We start from the raw sequence: 21,920 nt of genomic DNA, 5'->3' as shown, positions 1-21,920 counted from the left end.
CTTGAAACTCTTATTTTTTCAAAAAGTTAGGTGATTCCTTTGAGTAAAAAACAACAGGATACGATAATGGGAGTTTCAAATTTACGATTAAAATTTCCAGGAGAGCCATCTTTGATTTTCAAAGATCTCTCCTTTACCGTTTTAAAGGGAGAAAAGGTTTTATTACTTGGCCCGAGCGGCTGTGGAAAATCGACCTTGCTCCAGGTGCTTAGCGGGATTGTTCCCAATTCGATTGAAGTTCCTCTCAAATATGATTCAATCCAGCTTCCGGATTCTTGGGGATTTGTTTTTCAAGATCCAGATACGCAATTTTGTATGCCCTATGTTGATGAAGAACTAGCTTTTGTGTTGGAGAATTTGAATATATCACGGGAGCAAATGGATGAATTAATTAAAGAGGCGCTTGTGAGTGTTGGCTTAGGCACACTTGATGTGCATACGTTGGTTCAGGATCTTTCGCAAGGAATGAAGCAGCGTTTGGCTCTTGCTTCGGTATTATTACTTCAGCCAGATGTTCTTTTCCTCGATGAACCGTCCGCTTTACTAGATCCGGAAGGTACGATACAAATCTGGGATTCAGTGAGGGGAGTTGCAGAGGATAAGACAGTCATTATCGTCGAGCATAAAATCGATCAAATTGCAGATTGGGTTGATCGTGTCGTTCTTTTTAGTCCCGAAGGTAAAATCATAGCGGATAGATATCCTTCCACTATTTTTAAAAAGCATCATGAAGAACTTATTCAGTATGGTATTTGGTACCCTGCAGTATGGCAGGATTATCTTGATTCGAGAAATTTTAAAAGAATCGAAGAGTTTAGATTGCAAGAGACATATGGAATTTCTCCGATTATTAAGGTACAAGATTTTAAAGGATATCGGGGGAAAACAGAAAAATTAACGATTCAAGAAGCAGGGGTAAGAAAAGGAAGCTGGGTTGCGATTATAGGTGAGAACGGAGCAGGAAAAAGTACGTTCCTACTTTCTTTAATGCAATTGCTCCGCACATCAGGCGTATACGAAGTGAATGGAAAGCAAATTGATGTAGATAAGAAGAAAAGAACACCACCAACGGAACTATCGCTTGTTTTTCAAAATCCCGAGCTTCAATTCGTGACGAATTCTGTGTTCGATGAAATAGCTTTTTCGTATACAACAGCTGGGTTGCCTGATTCGGATATCCGTACGAACGTATTGGATTTATTAGATATGTTCCAAATCCACGTCAATGAAGACCGCCATCCATTTCAATTATCTATTGGGCAAAAACGCAGACTTAGCGTGGCCACAGCATTTGCTCAGGGAGCGGATGTGCTTTTACTGGATGAGCCGACATTTGGCCAAGATGCTAGAAACACCTTTATCATCCTTGAGCAATTGGAAGAGCTACGTAAAAATGGTACGACAATCATCATGGTTACTCATGATATGATGATTGCTGAACATTTTGCTACTGAAGTATGGATGATTGATAAGGGCAAATTGATTAAAACTCAGGAGCAAAAAAGAAAGGAGAATGCTTATGCAGGAATGGTTCACTCCAGTTAAAGAAACATGGCTTTATCGTGTTAATCCTGCATTGAAATTCGCCTTATTTTTCATTATGCTCCTAGTCGTTTTGTTCAATCAAAACGTTAGCTTTTCCTTCAATCAAATGATCTTATATGGAATCATTTTATACGGATTTAGCGGGTATTCATTGAAAAGATTACTCCTTTTTTCTCTACCGATAATCCTTTCATTTTTTTCATCGGCGATTACGATGATGTTATTTGGAAAAGGAGAAACTGTTTGGTGGTCATGGGGTCTAATTAAAATATCAGAGGAAAGTGTCAACTATGGATTATTATTAGGATATAAAACCGCTTGTTTCGGTTTCTTAGGTCTAGCTTTCATATTAACTTCAAGACCTATTCTTTTTTTCTATGCGCTGATGCAACAGTTTCGCCTTCCTTCTAAGTATGCATATAGCTTTATTGCTTCGATCCGCATGCTGCCTGTTATAGTCGATGAGTTGCATACTAGGTCTAACGCTTTAAAGGTACGAGGCGTGCAATTTTCTAAAGGTGCAAAAGGTTATTTTGAACGTTTACGAATGTACACTGTACCGTTATTTGCACAAAGTATACGCAGGGCCCAAAGGGTGGCTGTTGCGATGGAAGCAAAGCGTTATCAAATGGGTGCTAAGAGAACATATTTTTACCCGACAACGTATTCAAAAATGGATATTGCGTTTGTAGTAATTATGACGATTTCCTTTGTTTCCGCCTATTTGTTAGCTTAATATGGTACGATGGGCATAGATGGAAAGAATGGAATATTGGAGGAAATGCAATTATGTCTAAATTACCAAATTGCCCTAAGTGCAATTCAGAATATACGTACGAAGATGGGAGCCTACTTGTTTGCCCAGAGTGTGCTCACGAATGGAGTTTGCAAGAGAGCGAAACGTCCAGTGATGAACGTGTTGTAAAAGACGCTAACGGAAATATCTTAAACGACGGAGACACGGTTACGGTCATTAAAGATCTTAAAGTCAAAGGCAGCTCTTCAGTCGTCAAGATTGGTACGAAAGTAAAAAATATCCGCCTAGTTGAAGGCGACCATGACATTGACTGTAAAATAGATGGATTTGGAGCAATGAAGTTAAAATCGGAGTTTGTAAAAAAGGCGTAAACTAGTCTGAATATAATTCAAAATTAATTTGTCTACAAAACTGTGCCAAGCATTTTAGCTTGGCTTTTTATATTTAAAATTGAATATTTTTTTGTTTCCTATATACCACAACAAAAATGCACTACTCACGCAAGAAATTTTCGGTTCAAGAAAGCTTTTATCGTGTACACTCTTTATTAAGAGATAGGAAAAATATTTTAAAAATGCGCGGTGATAAAATGGAAGAATCAAGTCGAATTAATTGGCTATTTGAAACGATAACGACCCATACACTTGATATCATTGGGATAATTGATCAAAATCGAAAAGTTCAATTTACGACTCCCATGTTTTTTGAGATTTTTGGATTCAGTCCAGAAGCACTTCCGGATTTAGACATTTTTGATGTGGTACATCCAGAAGACCGTGAATGGTTGATGGGAAGGCATAAAAATGTGATAGCAACACAGCAGAATTCAGCTACTGAGTATAGAGTTATTGATAAAAATGGAGAAATTAGACATTTCGAGTGCAAGACCACTCCTATTCCAGATACAGAAGATAATCTGACAGTCGTCGCGATTAGAGATATTACAGAAAGAAAAAATATGGAAAATGAACTTCAACGAAGAAAAAATCGCTATGAAGTTTTGCAAAAAAGTTTAAGAGATTATTCGCAAGATTTGTCAGCTGTTATGAAAGTTTCTGATTTGGAGGAGAGATTATTGAAGGAGGTCCGTTTTATCTTACCTAGATCTGAACCTGAAACTCTAATACTGGGTAATGAAGACAATTTAGATGAGGTGGACTCCTTTATACATCAAATAGTAATAGGAAAATTGGAAAGAATAGAGGACCAATATTTTATTAAAATAGGAGATAAAAAGAACTGTTCTTATATCCTCTCCTTACAAGCGTCTTCTATCCAAGATTCTATGGAATCCATTTGGCTTGAAACATTGGTTTATTATACGGTAATGGTGTTTGAGAATTTAAATGTCATAGAAAATTTAATGAATCAATTGGAAACGGCTTTGCAAAGAAATGAGACTCCTCAGTGGGTATTAAGGTTGTTATTTAATCTCCAAGAGCAGCAACGATTAAATTTATCTAGTGACTTGCATGATACTGTACTACAAGATCAAATCGATTTATATAGACGATTGGAAGCGCTTGTTAACCGATATGAAATAGATGCGGAAGTCAAAACCAACCTAAAAGCAATTGAACAAGGATTACTTGATGCGATCCATCAAATCCGAACGACGTGTAATGAGCTTCGTCCTCCATTACTAAGAGAATTGGGACTAGAAAGAGCCTTGGAAAATTTATTTGATTACACACAAGTGTCATCGACCTTTAAAATTGATTTTCAAACGGAGAATACAACGGGCCTTATATTAAGTGAAGAATTAACAATAGGAATTTATCGAATTGTACAAGAACTATTAAATAACGCGGCAAAGCACTCCAATGCAACTATTTTGAATTTTTGCTTGATTAAAGATGGATCATTAAAAATCATTTACTCTGATAATGGTGTAGGATTTGATACAAACAAGTTAACCCCTTCCTTTACCAATATGGGGCTAACGAGTATGCGGCAAAGAGTTCAAAGCCTTAGTGGAAGTATTGAATTTCAATCACAATTGAATCAGGGGCTAAAAGTGTTAATAGAATTTCCAATCCTTGGACTGGGAGCATGATATATAAGGAGAAGTGATACAAATGATTAATATATTGATAGTGGATGACCATTTATCCATTATTGAGGGAACGAAAATGCTTTTGGAGCAAGAGCCTGATTTTAGAATCACAATTGAAAATAGCTCATTAAGAGCAATGGATCAAATAAAACTTAATCAATATGATGTTTTACTTTTTGACTTATACATGCCACATGTTAACGGATTGGAACTTACTAAAAAAGCACTATCTTATGATTCTGATTTAATCATACTCATCTATACAGGATTTGATATTAAACCTCATTTTAATTTATTGGTAGAAGCAGGGGTCTCTGGATTCCTATCAAAAACGTCTTCACGCGAAGAGCTTGTGACAGGCATTCGATGCGCTTTAAGGCAACAGGTTGTATTGCCACTATCATTAGTAAGAGAACTGAGAAGACCAGGAATCATAGCTAGTGGTGGTAATTCCCAAGAAAAAGTCGTACTTAGTTCGTTGGAGGAAGAAATTCTCTCTGAGCTTGCGAAGGGAAAAAGTACTAGGGAAATTTCTACAAAATTGGCGATGAGTCAAAGATCGTTAGAGTATAATTTAACAGCCCTTTATCAAAAATTTGGTGTTAGAACGAGAGTAGACACCGTCCAAAAAGCAAAGGACTTTGGATTAATTCCTGAAGAAGAATTGAAATAAAGTGATTAAAGACTATTACAAGTGGTTGGAAAATATCCATTTGAAATAGTCTTTTTGTTTTTATTAGGCAACGTTGCAAAGCATATGCGGGGGCACCCCGAATTTCTGCGGGGTTTGCTCACAATGTCTGCGGTTTGGAAAGAACGGATTCGCCGTACAATGTAATCATCTTAACATCATTGAAAGTTTCACAATTGTTCACAATCCGAAAAATGAAAAATGGAGGTTATTTTTATGATATCGATTCAAGACGTTTCCAAGGTTTATTCATTAGAGTCCGGTGATTTTTTCGCATTAAAAAATAACAATGTGCACATCAAAAAAGGAGAGTTCGTAGCTATTATGGGTCCTAGTGGATCTGGGAAAAGTACACTGCTGCAATTAATGGGTGGACTTGACTTGCCAACTTCAGGAGAAATGATCGTGGATGGTATTCATTTGAACAAATTGAATGAAAAAGAACGAACGCTATTCCGACGTACAAAAGTAGGATTTGTTTTTCAAAATTATCAACTTCTTCCTATGTTGACAGTTGCCGAAAATATCGCACTTGCCTTATCGGCTAATAAAACGCCTAAAGATGAGATTTCGCAGCGGGTAAAGCAGCTGATTAAGGATGTAAACCTAGAAGGGAAGGAATCGCAGTTTCCGTCCCAGCTAAGTGGTGGTCAGCAACAACGGGTCGCCATTGCAAGAGCGCTTGCCATGAGGCCCCAATTGATTTTGGCAGATGAGCCTACTGGAAACCTAGATCAAAAAAATGGTAGTGATATTTTGCAATTACTTACCAAATTGAATAAAGAAGAAAAAATAACGATTGTAATGGTAACTCATGACCAGCAGGCCGCAGCGGTTACAAATCGTATTATCTTAATTAGGGATGGCGAAATTGTACAGGATCGCAGAAAGGGAGTGGCTCGAAATGAATCATTGGCTAGTAGCATGGCGTAACCTAATGCGAAGAAAGCTCAGGAGCTTTCTAATGATTTTATCGATTGTCATTGGGGTAGCATCCACATTTGCGGTCGTTGCTGCTGTTGACTCAGCCGAAAAGGCTTTTCCGATTTACTTAAAAAATGCTTTCGGAAAAGCGGATTTTAATATTAACGGGACAGAAGCGTATTTTTCAGAAGCAGTTCATCAAGATATAAAGAAAATAAAAAGTATTACATCCATTGCAGTGTTAAAAGAAAATACAAGGATTGAGATGGAAGGAGAAAATCTTTCTCCCATTCAAAAAAGAGTTGTCATAACAGGATATAGTAATTTAGATACCCCAGTTACGGATTTCCGTGTTGTTAAAGGCAGTTTGAATTCAGATGGAGCTGTCATTACAGATCGAACAGCAAAAGTATGGAAAGTCGATGTGGGGGATTCGATTTCCTTCAAAACAGATCATGGAGTTAAAAGTATTAAAGTTTCTGCAATCGTCAAATATACGGTTGAACTTATGGGACCATCAAGCTGGTCGATGGCAAACTATCACCCATGGTCTGTTGCCGTCCCTTTAAGTGTTGTGCAGGATTGGTATAGTATTTCAGGAAAAATTGACAATATCCAAGTGAAAGTAAAAGACGTGTCAACGTCTAAAACTGTGGAAAGTCATCTAGATCAATTCGTGAAAAATTACGATGGAATCTATATGCAACCGGTCGTGATCGATTTTGAATCAACTTTTAAAACGCTAGATTCCTTCTTTCTCGCTCTCTACATTGCGGGATTCTTAGGTATTGCTCTTAGTGCTTTTATCATTTTCCATTCTTTCTATGTAAGTATGAAAGAACGTAAAAATGAATTTGCAGTATTAAAGACAGTGGGGTATACACCTGCGGACATACAAGCGATGGTTTTTACTGAAGTCATACTCATTTCCATTATTGGAACAGCCTTCGGATTATTGTTCGGATATGCGATTGGACTTGGATTAAAATCCCTCATCTTCCTAATATATAGCGTCTATGAAGGTAGCATGGTAATTGTAAAAGGCATGATATTATCTGTTATTGCCGGTCTGTTAGTACCAATTCTCGCTGCATTGTACCCAATGCGCAAGGCAGGGAATGTAAGTGTGATCGAAGTACTGAAAGAAAATCAAGCTACTGCTTTTAGGCCCAATAAGTGGCTCGCTTTTACTGGAATCTTGTTGATCGCATCCGGTTTTTTTATAAAACATTTGCTCTTGATTATTCCGTTAATGATAGGAATCATATTTGTTTTTCCGTATCTGTTTAAGCTATTTAATTTCTTATTAAAGATTGTCTATAAACCTTCATTTCGTTTTTCAGGTGAAATGGCGACACGTAATTTATATCGGAATTTAGGCCGTCCATCTATGACAGCTGTCATTCTATCTTTAGGAATTACAATGATCGTATTAATGAGCTCGTTGAATTCCGCTCTGTTGCAAACATATGAAAAAGTGATTTACTCCTCTTACGGAGGAAATCTGGATATTATGTTCCACCACGTTGAAAAAGAGGATCTAGAAGTTTTAAAGAAAATCGATGGTGTGGATGAGGCAGTTACTTATTCCTTGCAATCAGTCGTCTGGACTCTACATGATCAACAACGTAAACTGCCGGTTTATGGTGTTGGCGCGGAATGGATCGACCGATTTTCGCTGTTTACAATACCCGACATGCGAAATAGTGATCGAATAAAACATTTAAAATCAGATGAAATTCTTCTAGATAAAATTGCTTACGATGTGTGGGGCGGTATAGTCGGAGAAAGCATTTGGTTAGATACACTACAAGGCTTAAAAGCGTATAAGGTTGCTGGTATAGTCGACTCAATGAAAAACAGCGGCTACGGTGCTTTTATGAAAGAAGAGACCTTCAAAGAGAGTTTCGGACTTAAATTTGAAAGGAATGCCCTTGTTATAAAGAGTGAGAATATAAGTCCGCTGCAATTAAGGGAAAGAATATTTGACCAGTTTGGCGAAAGAATTGAAGAAATGTTTGGGCCGGAAGATTGGGTTTCCGTCATTAGCGCTACATTTACTGGATCATTCACGATTATTAATGGACTCGTTGTCTTAGCCATTATCGTTTCAGGGATTGGAATCACTAACACATTGCTCATTAGTGTGATGGAACGGATTCGTGAAATTGGGATGATGCGTGCAGTCGGAATAACACGACGCCAAATAATCGGAATGATTATGTTAGAAGGTTTAGGTATTGGGCTAGTGGCGACTGTTATTGGTTTATTGTTTGGAATTCTGTTAATCTATATTACTTCTACCTTTATGGAAGTAAGTTCACTTACTTTTGATTTTGGGATCTCATGGATTATCATCTTTGCAACTACTCTGTTTGGACTTTCCGTTAGCTTGATTTCCAGTTTTGCACCAGCCTCAAGAGCTGCAAAAACAAAACTAAGTGAAGCATTGAGATACGAATAACGTGAATGTTTTATATGGGGCGGAATTATATTCTGCCCCATAACAAGCGATAGAGGTTATCAAGTAAATTCATAACCGAAGGGTGAATAACCGTGAATAATATATATGTTGAAGAAAAATTGATAAAGTACAAAGAGCGTGAACGACAACGAATCGCTGATCAGGCTTGGATGTTTACAGCAAAAAAGAAAGAATTTCCTTTTAAAGAAACCTTATTTTTATTGATTAAAATTGTGACATTAAATAAATAGTTATTTCTTAGTGCGGGTAGAATAATATTTTTCAAGTCTTGCTTATTATATGAAATAAGATTATAAAGTTATTTGGATGATATAGATGAAACAATTTCTGAACATATTGCTAAATAGTAAATCATGCGCAATAGAAGAATTGGATAGATTTGAATGGTAGGAGTGAGTTTATGGTATATGATGTAATCGTCATTGGTGGCGGCCAGGCAGGATTGGCCATGGGTTATTACTTAAGGAAAACGTCATTATCATTTTTGATTCTCGATAATAATGAATTAGTCGGTGACGCTTGGCGGAAAAGGTATGATTCACTAGTCTTATTTACACCGCGTTCATACAGTTCTTTACCTGGTTTGGAAGTAGAGGGTGATCCTTCAGGATACCCAACAAAAAACGAAATTGCTAATTATCTAGAGCAATACGGTAAAACATTCAATTTGCCTATTCAGTTAAAATGTGAAGTGACAAAGGTTCGGAAAGAAAATGGTCAATACCATATAGTCACGAAGGACTCTCTAATAAAATCTAAAAAAGTAATTATCGCTACAGGTCCTTTTCATACTCCTAGAATCCCATCTTTTGCAAAAGACCTTCCTAAAGACATTGTACAGCTTCATTCTTCTGAATATAAAAATCAAACTCAATTGAATCACGGTTCTGTGTTAGTCGTAGGAGGAGGAAATTCCGGTGCGCAAATAGCCGTTGAGTTATCAAGCATTCATGAAACATACTTATCTATTGGTCATAAGATTCGTTTTCTCCCCTTATCCATCGGTAAAAAGAGTTTCTTTTGGTGGTGTGAGAAAATCGGGTTATTGAAGGCGAGCGGTGACTCCTTTATCGGTAAAAAATTTAAAGGTAAACCAGATCCAATATTTGGATTTGAGTTAAGAGAGAGAATCAAGAATAAAGAAGTTAAATTAAAAGCTAGATCAAAATCTATCAAAGGAAATATTATTCAGTTTGAAGACTCATCAACTTTAAGAGTACAAAATGTTATTTGGGCAACTGGTTTTAATAAAGATTACTCATGGATAGATATTCCTAACCTTTTTGATCGGAATGGCTATATAAAACATGAGAGAGGGATAACGGAAAATGAAGGCCTATACTTTCTAGGCCTACCTTGGCAACATCGAAGAGGATCGGCTCTACTTTTAGGGGTGGGAGACGATGCAGAATATTTAGCTCACCATATACAATTAACTTAACCATTTAAGTCGAAAAGATCGCAATCTAAAAATCTACCATTTGGTGGATTTTTTTTGCATGTATCCCACAAAAACTTGCGGCATGACTCAAAAACCATGCGGGGAAGATTCGCAAATACTGCGGTTCGCAAGCAGTGAATTCGCCGTACAATGACATCAATCAATAAATCAAATGATTGAAAGGAGTACGGATGATGAATAACTATCAACTGTTTATGCCATATGTAAAACAGGTTAGTAAATGGTATCTTATAGGATTTGTCGGTAGCATTTTTCGATTTCTAATTCCCCTTTTTGTTCCGTTAATTTTAAAATATATATTTGATCAATTACTGCAAAATGAAGCGCTAAATCGTACGGAAATGCTCGAGCAACTTTTATACATTTCAGCAGGAATGATCATTGTGTTTCTTTTCCTTAGAACTCCAATGGAATATGTACGGCAGTTTTGTATTCATAAGGCAAACAACAATATCATCAAACAGCTACGGAAAGATGCTTTTCAAAAGGTTCATTCTCTCGATGCGAAGTATTTTGTAGATAATAAAAGTGGTGAAATTGGAACTCGTTTTTTCGATGATATTGAAAAGGTAAGAGGCTTTTTGACAGCTATGTTCGGGAACATTTGGATTGAAATGATTGTATTGCTCTTTGTAATAACTGTTATGGTGAAACTTAATGTGAAACTAGCTGTGCTATCGGTTTTATTAGTTGGCTTTCAATTTGTTTTAGCCCATCTTTTATCTAAAAAATTTAAAAGATCAACCCGTAACATGATGAAGTATCGATCAGTAATGAGTGGATTTATATTTGAAAAGATACAGGGTGCTTTTCTATCAAAACTATTTGCAGCCGAAAAGCGTGACAAAGAAGAACTGGATGAACATTTAACCCATTTCGATTGTCTAACTGATAAGCATGCCCGGGTGAATGCCATCATGTTAGCATCAGTAAATGTACTAAGTGACATGACACCATTTATCGTAGCGATTGTTGCAAGTCTATATGTAATAGATGGAAGCTTAACAATCGGTAGTTTAATTGCTTTTTTCGCCTATGTAGATAGAATGAGAAGTCCTGTTGCCGCGTTGGTGAATGCTTATCCAGCAATAGTGGAAGGAAATGTTGCCCTTAAAAGAATCTTTGATTTTTTCCTTACTCCATCAACGATTATAGAAAGTGAAAAGCCAGTAGAATTATCGCAATTCCGCCAATCTATTCAATTAAATAATGTATCGTTCGCATATGATGGAAAAAATGAAATCATTAAAAACATGTCATTGACATTAGAGAAAGGAAAAACGTATGCATTTGTCGGCGAAAGCGGTGGTGGAAAAAGTACCATTCTTCAACTGCTGCTAAGAATGTATGATGCGACAAAAGGTGAGGTGTTAATTGATGGAGTAAATATTAAAGATTACTCGATTGCCAGCCTTAGGGAACATATGGGGATTGTGACACAGGATAATTTCTTATACAGTACCTCAATCAAAGATAATATTAAAATGGCAAAACTAGATGCGACGGATGAGGAAATCATTACTGCAGCCAAAAAAGCTTTTGCTCATGATTTTATTTCGGAATTACCACATCAATACGATACAGAAATTGGCGAAAGAGGAATCAAGCTCTCTGGAGGTCAAAAACAACGAATAGCTTTAGCGCGTGTATTTTTAAAGAATCCATCCCTGATCATTTTAGATGAAGCAACAAGCGCACTAGATAATGAAAGTGAAAAGCTTGTTCAGGAATCGATCAACCAATTCGAAATAGATAAAACAATTATCATGATTGCCCATAGGCTCTCAACGATTGTAAACGCAGATATGATATTTGTTGTGAAAAAAGGAGAAATCGTCGAAAGTGGTAACCATCAAAGCTTGCTTAGACGTAATGGTTATTACAAAGAGTTGTACTCGAAGCAGAATATGTTAATGGGTGAGGGATTAACTCAAGCGGGATGATGATTAGGATTTTTAGACTCATAGATGTACATCACTTTATATAGATCGCTTCCTTTTGTGTAGCTTAAATACATTTTAAATCTATCTATGATTGCTGCTTTTACATCGTCTTTTCATATATTAATATAAGCATTGTTCCGTGTTTTTAATTATCTACTGTTTATGCATACGTAAAACATCCCTTAAGAATCTTTTTCTTAAGGGATGTTGTTAAAAATAGGTGGCTATTATTTTTTCAAAAGCAAGTACATAAAATAAGGCGCCCCGATTAGTGCTACCATAATACCCGCAGGAATCCCGTCTGGTTCAACTAAATTTCGTCCAATCGTATCGGCGAATAATAATAGCCATCCGCCAATTAAAATGGCGATTGGAATGAATAATTGATGTCTAGGTCCAACTAAAGATTTAGCGATATGGGGTGCCATTAATCCGATAAATGCAATTCCACCAGTTACAGAAACAGAGGCAGCCGCTAGTGCAACGGCCGTTAAGAGTAGGGTGATCCGCTCCTTTTCAATCGAAACACCAACTCCAATTGCTATAGGTTCACTAAAACCGAGAAGATTTAATCGATTTGCCTTGTATAAGGTATATGGAATTAATACGATTAACCAAGGCAATATGGCCAATATAAACGGCCAATCCGAGCCCCATATATTACCGGCTAACCATTTTGCAATAAAATCTACCTTTGCCCGTTCCGCTGAAGAAATGAGGATAATCATCAATCCTGAAAGCGCCATGGAAAATCCAATTCCAATTAGCACAAGGCGTACGGGTTGAAGGCCAGTATTTCGGTTGTAGGAAAACATATATATTAAGAACGCGGTCACAAGGGCACCAAAAAATGCGACAAGTGGAAGTAAATAAACAAATGTCCCGGCTTTTATAGGAAAAAATAAAAAGAAGCATGCTATCGCAGCACCAGCTCCAGAGTTGATCCCAATTATTCCAGGGTCGGCTAAATCATTTCGGGTTATCCCTTGTAAAATAGCACCTGATAAGGCTAGCCCCATCCCCGCCAACAGCGTAATTATGATTCTTGGTAACCGAATCGAAAATAAGACAAATTCTTCTTTGAATGTACCTTGACCAAGAAAGGTAGGAATTAATCTGTCATACGATAAAGAGGAATACCCAATCCCTAAACCAATCACAATGGTTAATAAAATAAGCGCCGAAAAAAGAGATAACATGAATCTTTGTTTTTTTATTAAAGCTCTTTGAATCATAGGAAAGCCCTGCCCCCTTTACGAACAATGATTAGGAAGAAAGGTAATCCCATCATAGCAACGATAGCTGCAACAGGTGTCTCATAAGGAGAATTAATCGTACGTCCTAGTGTATCGGCAAATAACATAAAGGAAGCTCCAAAGATAGCGGACATAGGGATGATGAAACGATAGTCAGTCCCGACGATACTTCGAACTACGTGTGGGACCATTAATCCGATAAATGCCGTATTTCCCACAAGCGCAACTGAGGCTCCAGTCAATAAAATGATGACAAAGAAAAGAATGACTTTGATTTGCGTTGTTTTTTGCCCCAATCCAACTGCCACTTCTTCACTTAAACTTAGAATAGTAATCTGTCTAGATAGAAAAAGAGAAATCAAAATTCCAATCGAAATAAAGGGAAGAATAATTTGAAGTTGATTCCAAGAAGTTCCAATTAATCCTCCTGCTGTCCACATGGATACATCTTTTGAAATTTTAAAGTATAGCCCAATACCATCTGCAATGGCGTATAAAAAGGCGGAAACTGCAGCTCCAGCAAGGACAATTCGAAAAGGAGAAAATCCGCCTTTTTTCATGGAGCCAATTCCCAATACCAAGATAGCACCAACAGAAGCACCAATAAAACAAGCGATCATGATTCCGAAGTAGTTGGCAGAAGGAATCAATGCGATCGTAACGGCAAGTGCAGCACTTGCTCCAGAGGTTAATCCGAGTAGGCCTGGATCTGCGAGCGGGTTTCTTGTCATACCCTGCATAATCGCACCGGAAACAGCGAGGGATGCTCCAACTAACACTCCCGCGACTTCACGTGGTAAGCGTATTTCACGTATAATAGAAATTTTTTCACCTGTTGCATTAGACGTGAGTGCTAACCAAACATCTTTAATGGTCGTCTCGGCTGCTCCAAAAATCATTGCGGCAATAAACATAAATAGGAGCACCAAAATTCCGACTATCAGTATATAAATAAATGGAATTGTACGTTTTTCATTTATCATAACGCTCTCATCTTTTCTTTTTTGTATATAGGATGAGGAATTCTTATTACAAGAATCCCTCAATTGTTGTACTACTTACCTAGAAAGCTTTTCATAAAGAAATCTAGCTGGAAATCTAACGTCAATGGATCATTGAAATAAAATTCTTTCCCATTTACTTCAAATACACGGTTGTTCTTTACAGCTGGAATGTTTTTATACGTATCTGTTTCTTGGAATGCGTTATCGGTGTCACTGAATTTGCTTAAAATGACATAGTCTCCCGAAAATTCAGGAAGTACTTCTAGAGATAAAGCATAATACCCATCTTTCAATGCTGTTTCTTTTACTTTCTCAGGCATAGCTAAGTGCATTTCTTGATACAGAATTTCTGTTCCACGGCCCCAGTTATCACCGTATACGTAAAGCTGCTTATCGAAATTTTCAATTACAGAGACAGTTGCATCTTCTCCGATTTTTGCTTTGATCTCTTCACCTGCAGCTTGCGCACGTTTTTTAAAGTCATCAACCCATGCTCGTGCTTCTTTTTCCTTGTTTAATAGTTTCCCAATTTCTATATGTTGCGTTAAATAGTCTACTTTTCCATATGTAAATGTGACTGTAGGGGCAATTTCATTTAATTTATCTACATTGTTAATATTTGATAACCCGATAATTAAATCTGGTTCTAACTCAATGATTTTTTCCAAGCTTTCGTCGGAAACTTCTTCGACATTTTTTAACGTATCATCGAAACGGGGATTCATTTTGGACCATGAATCTACGCCGACCAGATTAACACCTAGAGCCATAACATTCCCAGCAAAAGAAGAGAGAACGACGACACGTTTAGGGTCAGCAGGAACTTCGACCGGGCCGTTTTCAGATTCGTATATGATCGTATCTGATTTATTTTCACTTACCTCTTTGTTAATATTGTTGCCATTCTTTTCTATTGTTTTACTCCCACATCCACTAATGATTAGCAGCAACAAGAGAAACGGTATTAATAATTTCTTCATTTTCTTCTTCTCCTTTTAATAAATTGTATGTGATACACATCGGTTTATTTGTTCTCGGATCGCGCCCTATTTCCGCATCAATCTGAAACACTTTTTTCAGTACTTCATGACTGATTACTTCTTCACAAGAACCAGCTTTCACGATTTCACCATCTTTTAAAGCAATGATGTAATCGGCAAAACGAGCTGCTTGGTTTAGATCGTGGAGGACCATGATGATCGTGCGATCCTGTTCCGCATTGAGTTTTTGCAAAAGCTCTAAAACCTCAAGTTGGTGCGCCATGTCTAAATACGTTGTCGGTTCATCAAGGAAGATGATATCCGTCTCTTGTGCAAGAGCCATTGCAATCCAAACACGTTGGCGTTGACCACCGGAAAGAGCATCGACAGGACGAAATTTAAAGTCAATTGTTCCTGTGACTTCAAGTGCCCAATCAATCACTTCATAATCATGCTTCGTTAAACTTCCGAAGCCGTTTTGATAAGGAAATCGCCCGTAAGAAACTAATTCCCCTACTGTTAATCCACTAGCACTTTCGGGAGTTTGTGGGAGGATAGCCATTTTTTTAGCGAGCGTTTTTGTATTTTCTTTAGAGATATGTTTACCATCTAACACAATAGTTCCCGATTGATGTGAGATGATGCGTGTAATGGCTTTTAACAATGTTGATTTCCCGCAACCATTAGATCCGATAATAGTTGTGATTTTTTTATCGGGTATTTCCACGCTAAGGTTCTTCACAATTAAACGTTCACCATAGCTTATGTTTAATCCATTTGTATACAGACGAACCATTATTTCACCTCCATACTAATAAAACAATTGAGAATGATTATCATTATCGTTATAATGATAACTATAATAGTGCTGTATTCTCTTGTCAACAATTATATTGAGAATGATTATCAATTATGCAATATTTCATGGGAGTGAATGAGAATGGGTCAATACGATTTATTGGATGTAACTGTAATTGGAGGGGGACCAGCAGGGCTATATGCCACTTTTTATAGCGGTTTAAGGGAAATGAAGACAAAACTTATTGAATATCAACCACAATTAGGAGGAAAAGTTCATGTATATCCCGAAAAAATGATTTGGGATGTAGGAGGGCTCACTCCGATTCCGGGTGCAAAGCTTATAGAACAGCTTGTAGAACAAGGTCTCACATTTAATCCCGAAGTTGTGTTAAATGAGAAAGTAGAGTCGATTTCACGCGATGAGAATGGTGTTTTTGTATTACATGCTTCATCTGGAGAGAAGCACTATTCCAAAACGGTCATAGTGGCTGTTGGAAGTGGAATATTAAATCCGCAAAAGTTGAATATTGAAGGTGCAGAGAGATTTGAAGTGTCTAATTTACATTACACAGTGAAGTCATTAAAGCATTTTAAAAATAAAACGGTCATCATTTCGGGTGGAGGTAATTCTGCCATTGACTGGGCTAATGAATTAGAGCCCGTCGCAGAAAAAGTGTATCTGACTTATAGAAAAAGTGAATTGGCCGGTCATGAGTCGCAAGTTACACAGTTATTAAATAGTTCTGCCATTTGTCTCTTTAATACTTCCATTACAAAATTAGTAGCATGCGCAAACCATGAAGTGATCGAGCGTGTTGAACTAACTAATCATGAAACAGGAGAGGTTTCGTATGTTTCCATTGATGAAGTTGTGATCAATCATGGTTATGAACAAGATACGACTTTACTGGTAAACAGCGAATTGAAAATTGATAGAATCGATGATTTCTATATCGCAGGAAATGCTTCGAGCGAATCTTCGATAGAGGGTCTTTACGCTGCTGGAGATATTCTTATGCATGAAGGGAAGTTGCAATTAATTGCTGGTGCTTTTCAAGATGCTGCGAATGCTGTAAACAAAGCCAAAACATTTATCCAGCCGGATGCTGATAAAGTTGCAATGGTTTCCTCACATAATGATAGATTTACAAACCGCAATAAGGAATTAGTGAAAAAGATGATAAGCAGTAATGAATGAATATAATAGATTTTTCACCTAGCATATAGAATTATAAATAGTTGTTTGCTCCTATTCCAGGAGTTATGATAGACAATAATATCAATTTGCTCAAAAGTTTATCGAAGCTGTAACAATGCATGGTCACTGGGATCGAAAAGTTATATAGCTTTCAAAAACAATCCTTTCCACCTTACGGAAAGGATTGTTTTATGCAAGTTTACCTCCTAGAAGGAATTGAAAGGCAGAGGGCTTTTCCATAACAATCTTTCTGGGAAACGGTAAAACACTGGTCTTCTATCTCAAAAAATTCTCGCGGGTTTCTATTAATATAGTCATTTATTTTTCTTATGGTAATGGGAGAGGTGATTTCCAATAATGTATATAGAGATTTAAAAGATGCTTCTAGGTCTTTATTTCTGTTTAGTTCTTCCCGAGTGACTGCAAAGTTTTCAAGTGTTTGGGGGTAATCGTGTTGCTTCAATTTTTGTTCGATATTCTCGAGAAGTTGGATCATAGAGTCATCCTTAAAGTGCTTCATTCCAGCCTTGATTGCTGACCAACTTTTGGGCTGAGCCATAAAATAAGCACTCCACCAATAACATTCAATATGCGATTTCCTTGCATGATTATAGTAAACATAAAACATAAACAACGCTTTTTGACCTTCACTCAGTTGCTCATAAAAACCCTCTTTAAATCCGAGAATACTACTATTTGTTTCTACCGCTATTTTGCTTTTATATAACGAAATAAGGGGTTCAAAACATCTTTGACTAAGTTCAGAAATTGGCAGTGAATCAAAATCTTGTTTTTTTATCTTAAGCAAACAACACACACCTCCAATTAAATAATACATCAAGTGGGTAAGGATGGTGAAAACTATTAAAATGTATTTACTACATTAATTATGGGACAACCTATTTTGCATAAAAGATTATATTACTGATTTAATTAAACTGATTAATGGCAAAGCTTCAAAAAAGGAGGGGTAAAATTGAAAATTGTAATTATCGCCGACACTCATATGCCAAAGATGGCAAAAAAGCTTCCTTCTCGATTAGTCGATGAGTTTAAAAACACGGATTTGATTCTTCACGCTGGCGACTGGCAAACATTCGAGGTTTATGAAAAATTGAGGGAATATGCTCCAGTGGAAGGAGTTGCAGGGAATATAGACGGTGAGGATTTGCAGAGTTTCTTCGGTAAAAAGAAGATTCTAAAGATTGGATCGTACACAATTGGATTGACACATGGCGATGGTAAAGGAAAAACAACGGAGAGAAGGGCATTGGACATGTTTAAGGATGAACAAATCAATCTTCTGATTTTCGGACATTCCCATATACCATTAATAAAAAAGGTAGGAAACATGACGCTCTTTAATCCTGGTTCCCCAACAGATAAACGGAGACAAAAGCAGTTTTCCTTCGGGGTACTGTCTATTACAAAGGAAATAGCTTTAGAACATGTATTTTTTGATGATAAGGCTTGAGAATCAATTTCCGAGCGAATGGGAAAAAACGTAACTTATAGGTGAAATTTTTAGTAGAAGACACCCTGTTTAACAGCTATACTGAAAATCATGAGGAATATAAGAAAGGTGAAACAATTGTGTTTCCAGAGTTCTTATATAGGTATCAGCAATTCCACATATAGGATTAATGACGAATGGAACACTAAAGAAGATGGAGGGTGTAGATGTTAATTGATTGGAATGGATTAAATTACATAGCTATTATTATTGGTGGATTTTTGTATATGATATATGGAGCAGTTTATTATTCAATTTTGCTTTCAAGCAAAAAAGGAAATCAAGACAGTGGTCCAATTAAGTATGTCGTTTCTGTTATCATAGCGTTTATCAGTTCATTTTTTATGGCTACTATCATTCAAGCATCTGGATCAGAAGGTATTGTAGAAGGTTTAACAATAGGTTTTATGGTAGGTGTGATTATTTCACTTGTTTATTTGAAAAACACACTGTTTGGCTTGGTAAATAAAAAATCATTTATCATTGCGATTGGTGATCACCTTATTATCTTTACACTGTTAGGTGGTTTGCACGGTATAATGGTGTAATTTTATTTAAACATTATCAGTTACTCGGATTTTATTTCAAAGGGGAAATGCTAACATGATATACGATAAGTTAGAGAATTTAGGGCAGTATATTTTTAACAATCAAAAATTAAATAGTGCTATTCAAGATATTACTGCAGGTCTAAGGGAAGATCAGAACGCATCGGATGATTTTCAAAAAAATAAAATTGCATTTACAACTACTATTCTGAATGAAAAAAGATATGAGGCGCACAAGAAATATATTGATATTCATATTGTTTTAGAGGGAAGGGAATATGTAGAGGTTGCGAATGTTCAAGATTTAACGAATATAACGGGATACGATCCTAACAATGATATTTTCTTCGGAGACGTATTATCCGAAAGAAAATTTTGCGGTTATTTGGAAAAGGGATATGCCTTGATTTGTTTTCCAGAAGATACGCATTTAGTAGGTGCGCATAAAGAAGCTGAAGAAAATATTAGCAAAATTGTTTATAAAATTTCAATGTAGTTCAATATTCGGCACCGACACTATGAAACGTTTTCACGTTGTGTCGGTGCCTAAAAAAAAGATTGTACATGTCTTTTTTTTGTGATATTTTTATTTTGCCAAAAAAAAATACAACAAACACCCATCCATATAATCCTAATAATCTGGTTTAGGAGTTTCTACGGAGCAACCATAATTGCTCTACTATGGATAAAAGGACATGATTTCATCTATTAAGATGTTCTCTCACTTCTTTTATATTGACTTTGTATTGACTAGTACAAGCTGTATAGACTCGTAAACTACGAGACTTTCCAAAAGATAACTCGACATTGATAAGCCTCTTAAGTTTAGTTAACGCTAACCTTTGTATCACATGATCATTTGCTGTTGTATTGATCAAAGGAAGCTTATCGTGTTATTGGTGAGTCCATGTGGTTCATACGAGGATTATCGTCAAGCTTGCTCTTTTCTACAAGTCCCATTCACTATACTTCTCATATGAGTTGTATTCCGTAGCGATGGTGTGATGAGAGGGGATCAACATGGAAATTTGGAAAGATATTTTGGCTGCTTTAAGTGGAGTATTAAATGGACTCCCGCAAGGTTTATTAGCAATGACTTTTGGTTTTGCAACCATTCCGACTGCTGCTGCTTTTCTCATTGGTGCAGTTGGAAATGCCGCAACAAGTAATGTTGCTGTCATTTCATATCAAGCAGAGACGATTACATTGGCTGGTACGATGGGTAGAAGCATGCGTGAAAGATTATCGATGATCTTTTTCGGTGGTGCCATTCTGCTCATAATCGGCCTTTTTGGGTTTTTAGAGTCTTTGATCACTTGGATCGGGCCAATCATTACAACGGGAATGATGGCTGGTGTCGGGATTATGCTTTCAAAAGTGTCTTGGGACATGGCAAAGAGCGATAAAATTAGTGGGATAACTTCGATGGCAAGTGCACTTGTCGTTTATTTTGCAACAAAGGATTTAGTGTATACCATTACAGCTTCTGTCATTTTATCCAGTATTGTTCGTTACTTTTTTTCAAAAAATAAAAATGAATCTATCGTGAAGCAGGAATCAATAAAAGATGGCTTTATGCGCCAGAAGTTGATCATGAATCCAAGCGTTTTACGCGGGGCTCTTGCAATGGTCTGCTTGAATATCGGAGCGAATATTGCTTTTGGAAAAATCAACGGTGAAATTGCTAATAAAGCCGTTAATGTCGATGTACTTACAGTTATTAGTAGTTTCGCTGATATGGTTTCATCTTTCTTTGGTGGTGCACCAGTAGAAATCATCATTTCTGCAACTTCAAGCGCCCCCCATGCTGTTTGGTCAGGTGTGTTGATGATGGTATTGATGGCGGTCATTTTATTATCAGGTTTATTACCGAAAATCGGTAAGTTTGTTCCAAGTGCTTCAATAGCTGGTTTCCTTTTTGTATTAGGTGCTATTGTGACACTTCCGGGTAATGCGATTACTGCATTGACGGGAGAAGGAGCGGGCTCTGGAATTGTCGGTGCCATCACTATGATTGTGACTGCTATTACAGATCCATTCCTCGGTATGCTTTCAGGTGTAGTTGTTCAATTTTTAATGAACGTATTTGGATTTTGATGGAGGGTTCTAAATGAAAACATATACTTTGCAAATTGGAGAAGTGACACGGGAATTACCGATTATCCCTATTTCGGATACATTGAGCATAGCGAGCTTTGTCATTCTCGGTGACACTGAAATTGTTAGTAAATCAGCTCCGTTATTGGCAAAAAAATTACCAGAGGTCGACGTTCTTGTTACCGCAGAAGCAAAGGGGATTCCTTTCGTGTATGAGCTTTCAAAGCAGCTCGGAATGTCTCGTTATGTCGTAGCAAGAAAAAACGTAAAGCCTTATATGGATGCACCTCTACTTAATAAAGTCACATCCATTACGACTCAAAAAGAGCAGCTGCTATGCCTGGATGGAGCGGATGCTGAGTTTATTAAAGGAAAACGTGTAGCTTTGGTCGATGATGTGATTAGTACAGGCGAATCGCTTAGAGTACTTGAAGAATTGGTCAAAGAAGCAGGTGCCATTGTTGCCGCTAAAGCCGCTATCCTTGCTGAAGGTGACGCAAAAGATAGAGAGGATATTTTTTATTTGGAATATCTGCCGCTTTTTGAAAAGTAATTATAGATAAAGATTAAGCCTCTTCCTGAATAAAAAGGGAGGGGCTTTGTGTTCTTTTCTGTTTGTCTGTATGGATTAAATACTTTTCCATACAGACTTTTTTATAT

At 37.0% G+C, this 21,920-nt stretch carries 21 protein-coding genes and 1 riboswitch; of the genes, 16 read left to right on the top strand and 5 right to left on the bottom strand.

Annotation, left to right across the window (positions count from 1 at the left end):
• The first annotated feature begins 39 nt into the window (after window positions 1-39).
• The 10 genes from KHA93_RS15680 to KHA93_RS15635 all read left to right on the top strand — a co-directional run bounded on the left by KHA93_RS15680 (window position 40) and on the right by KHA93_RS15635 (window position 11,863).
• Window positions 40-1,545: an ABC transporter ATP-binding protein gene (locus tag KHA93_RS15680; RefSeq protein ID WP_349772307.1), complete on the top strand. Its 1,506-nt coding sequence runs from the start codon at window positions 40-42 to the stop codon at window positions 1,543-1,545.
• Complete coding sequence (locus KHA93_RS15675; protein WP_213111597.1) at window positions 1,520-2,281, top strand: energy-coupling factor transporter transmembrane component T family protein; 762 nt, start codon at window positions 1,520-1,522, stop codon at window positions 2,279-2,281. The genes KHA93_RS15680 and KHA93_RS15675 overlap by 26 nt, the downstream gene beginning before the upstream one ends.
• 53 nt (window positions 2,282-2,334) lie before the next feature.
• On the top strand, window positions 2,335-2,673 hold the full coding sequence (locus KHA93_RS15670) for a zinc ribbon domain-containing protein YjdM (protein ID WP_213111596.1): 339 nt from the start codon (window positions 2,335-2,337) through the stop codon (window positions 2,671-2,673).
• A gap of 218 nt (window positions 2,674-2,891) precedes the next feature.
• Window positions 2,892-4,358: a PAS domain-containing sensor histidine kinase gene (locus KHA93_RS15665; RefSeq protein ID WP_213111595.1), complete on the top strand. Its 1,467-nt coding sequence runs from the start codon at window positions 2,892-2,894 to the stop codon at window positions 4,356-4,358.
• Between the two features lie 22 nt (window positions 4,359-4,380).
• Window positions 4,381-5,031, top strand: a complete 651-nt coding sequence (locus KHA93_RS15660) for a response regulator transcription factor (protein ID WP_213111594.1) — start codon at window positions 4,381-4,383, stop codon at window positions 5,029-5,031.
• A gap of 234 nt (window positions 5,032-5,265) precedes the next feature.
• The gene (locus KHA93_RS15655; protein ID WP_213111593.1) at window positions 5,266-5,982 is read left to right on the top strand and encodes an ABC transporter ATP-binding protein; all 717 of its coding nucleotides are present in this window, start codon (window positions 5,266-5,268) and stop codon (window positions 5,980-5,982) included.
• Between the two features lie 31 nt (window positions 5,983-6,013).
• Window positions 6,014-8,437, top strand: a complete 2,424-nt coding sequence (locus tag KHA93_RS15650) for an ABC transporter permease (RefSeq protein ID WP_233711180.1) — start codon at window positions 6,014-6,016, stop codon at window positions 8,435-8,437.
• Window positions 8,438-8,529: 92 nt separating this feature from the next.
• Window positions 8,530-8,688 carry a hypothetical protein gene (locus KHA93_RS15645; protein ID WP_213111591.1) on the top strand — a complete coding sequence of 53 codons (159 nt, stop codon included), beginning with the start codon at window positions 8,530-8,532 and terminating at the stop codon, window positions 8,686-8,688.
• Between the two features lie 170 nt (window positions 8,689-8,858).
• Window positions 8,859-9,899, top strand: a complete 1,041-nt coding sequence (locus KHA93_RS15640; RefSeq protein WP_213111590.1) for a flavin-containing monooxygenase — start codon at window positions 8,859-8,861, stop codon at window positions 9,897-9,899.
• Between the two features lie 194 nt (window positions 9,900-10,093).
• The gene (locus KHA93_RS15635; protein WP_213111589.1) at window positions 10,094-11,863 is read left to right on the top strand and encodes an ABC transporter ATP-binding protein; all 1,770 of its coding nucleotides are present in this window, start codon (window positions 10,094-10,096) and stop codon (window positions 11,861-11,863) included.
• A 227-nt stretch (window positions 11,864-12,090) separates the two neighbouring features.
• Here the strand turns inward: KHA93_RS15635 and KHA93_RS15630 are convergent, their stop codons facing one another.
• The 4 genes from KHA93_RS15630 to KHA93_RS15615 form a co-directional block, all read right to left on the bottom strand.
• Window positions 12,091-13,098, bottom strand: coding sequence for a FecCD family ABC transporter permease (locus tag KHA93_RS15630; protein ID WP_213111588.1), 1,008 nt, complete (start codon window positions 13,096-13,098; stop codon window positions 12,091-12,093).
• Entirely contained in the window at window positions 13,095-14,102 is a 1,008-nt protein-coding gene (locus KHA93_RS15625; protein WP_213111587.1) for a FecCD family ABC transporter permease, read from the bottom strand. Before KHA93_RS15625 ends, KHA93_RS15630 begins: the two co-directional genes overlap by 4 nt.
• A 71-nt stretch (window positions 14,103-14,173) precedes the next feature.
• A complete protein-coding gene (locus tag KHA93_RS15620) occupies window positions 14,174-15,103 on the bottom strand; it encodes an iron-hydroxamate ABC transporter substrate-binding protein (protein WP_213111586.1) in 930 nt (309 codons plus the stop codon).
• Window positions 15,057-15,899, bottom strand: a complete 843-nt coding sequence (locus KHA93_RS15615) for an ABC transporter ATP-binding protein (RefSeq protein ID WP_213111585.1) — start codon at window positions 15,897-15,899, stop codon at window positions 15,057-15,059. Before KHA93_RS15615 ends, KHA93_RS15620 begins: the two co-directional genes overlap by 47 nt.
• 144 nt (window positions 15,900-16,043) lie before the next feature.
• Between KHA93_RS15615 and KHA93_RS15610 the strand changes: the two genes are divergently transcribed.
• Window positions 16,044-17,102: an NAD(P)/FAD-dependent oxidoreductase gene (locus tag KHA93_RS15610; protein WP_213111584.1), complete on the top strand. Its 1,059-nt coding sequence runs from the start codon at window positions 16,044-16,046 to the stop codon at window positions 17,100-17,102.
• Between the two features lie 199 nt (window positions 17,103-17,301).
• Here KHA93_RS15610 and KHA93_RS15605 read toward each other — a convergent pair whose 3' ends face one another.
• Window positions 17,302-17,940, bottom strand: a complete 639-nt coding sequence (locus tag KHA93_RS15605; protein WP_213111583.1) for a hypothetical protein — start codon at window positions 17,938-17,940, stop codon at window positions 17,302-17,304.
• Between the two features lie 138 nt (window positions 17,941-18,078).
• Here KHA93_RS15605 and KHA93_RS15600 point away from each other — a divergent pair, with 138 nt between their 5' ends.
• The 5 genes from KHA93_RS15600 to KHA93_RS15580 all read left to right on the top strand — a co-directional run bounded on the left by KHA93_RS15600 (window position 18,079) and on the right by KHA93_RS15580 (window position 21,813).
• Window positions 18,079-18,576: a metallophosphoesterase family protein gene (locus KHA93_RS15600; protein WP_213111582.1), complete on the top strand. Its 498-nt coding sequence runs from the start codon at window positions 18,079-18,081 to the stop codon at window positions 18,574-18,576.
• Window positions 18,577-18,782: 206 nt separating this feature from the next.
• On the top strand, window positions 18,783-19,163 hold the full coding sequence (locus tag KHA93_RS15595; RefSeq protein WP_213111581.1) for a DUF1761 domain-containing protein: 381 nt from the start codon (window positions 18,783-18,785) through the stop codon (window positions 19,161-19,163).
• Between the two features lie 55 nt (window positions 19,164-19,218).
• Window positions 19,219-19,659 (top strand): NanQ anomerase/TabA/YiaL family protein, encoded by a 441-nt coding sequence (locus KHA93_RS15590; RefSeq protein ID WP_213111580.1) that lies wholly within the window; start codon window positions 19,219-19,221, stop codon window positions 19,657-19,659.
• Between the two features lie 105 nt (window positions 19,660-19,764).
• Window positions 19,765-19,865, top strand: a riboswitch (purine riboswitch).
• A gap of 318 nt (window positions 19,866-20,183) precedes the next feature.
• Window positions 20,184-21,260, top strand: coding sequence for an NCS2 family permease (locus KHA93_RS15585; protein ID WP_213111579.1), 1,077 nt, complete (start codon window positions 20,184-20,186; stop codon window positions 21,258-21,260).
• A 13-nt stretch (window positions 21,261-21,273) separates the two neighbouring features.
• A complete protein-coding gene (locus KHA93_RS15580; RefSeq protein WP_213111578.1) occupies window positions 21,274-21,813 on the top strand; it encodes a phosphoribosyltransferase family protein in 540 nt (179 codons plus the stop codon).
• Window positions 21,814-21,920 lie beyond the last annotated feature (107 nt).

The organism is Lederbergia citrisecunda (genome assembly GCF_018343695.1).
In the GTDB taxonomy this organism is placed as follows: Bacteria; Bacillota; Bacilli; order Bacillales; family Bacillaceae_C; genus Lederbergia; species Lederbergia citrisecunda.
Note: the sequence above shows the minus strand (reverse complement) of the source record. Positions and strands in the feature narration are given on the sequence as shown.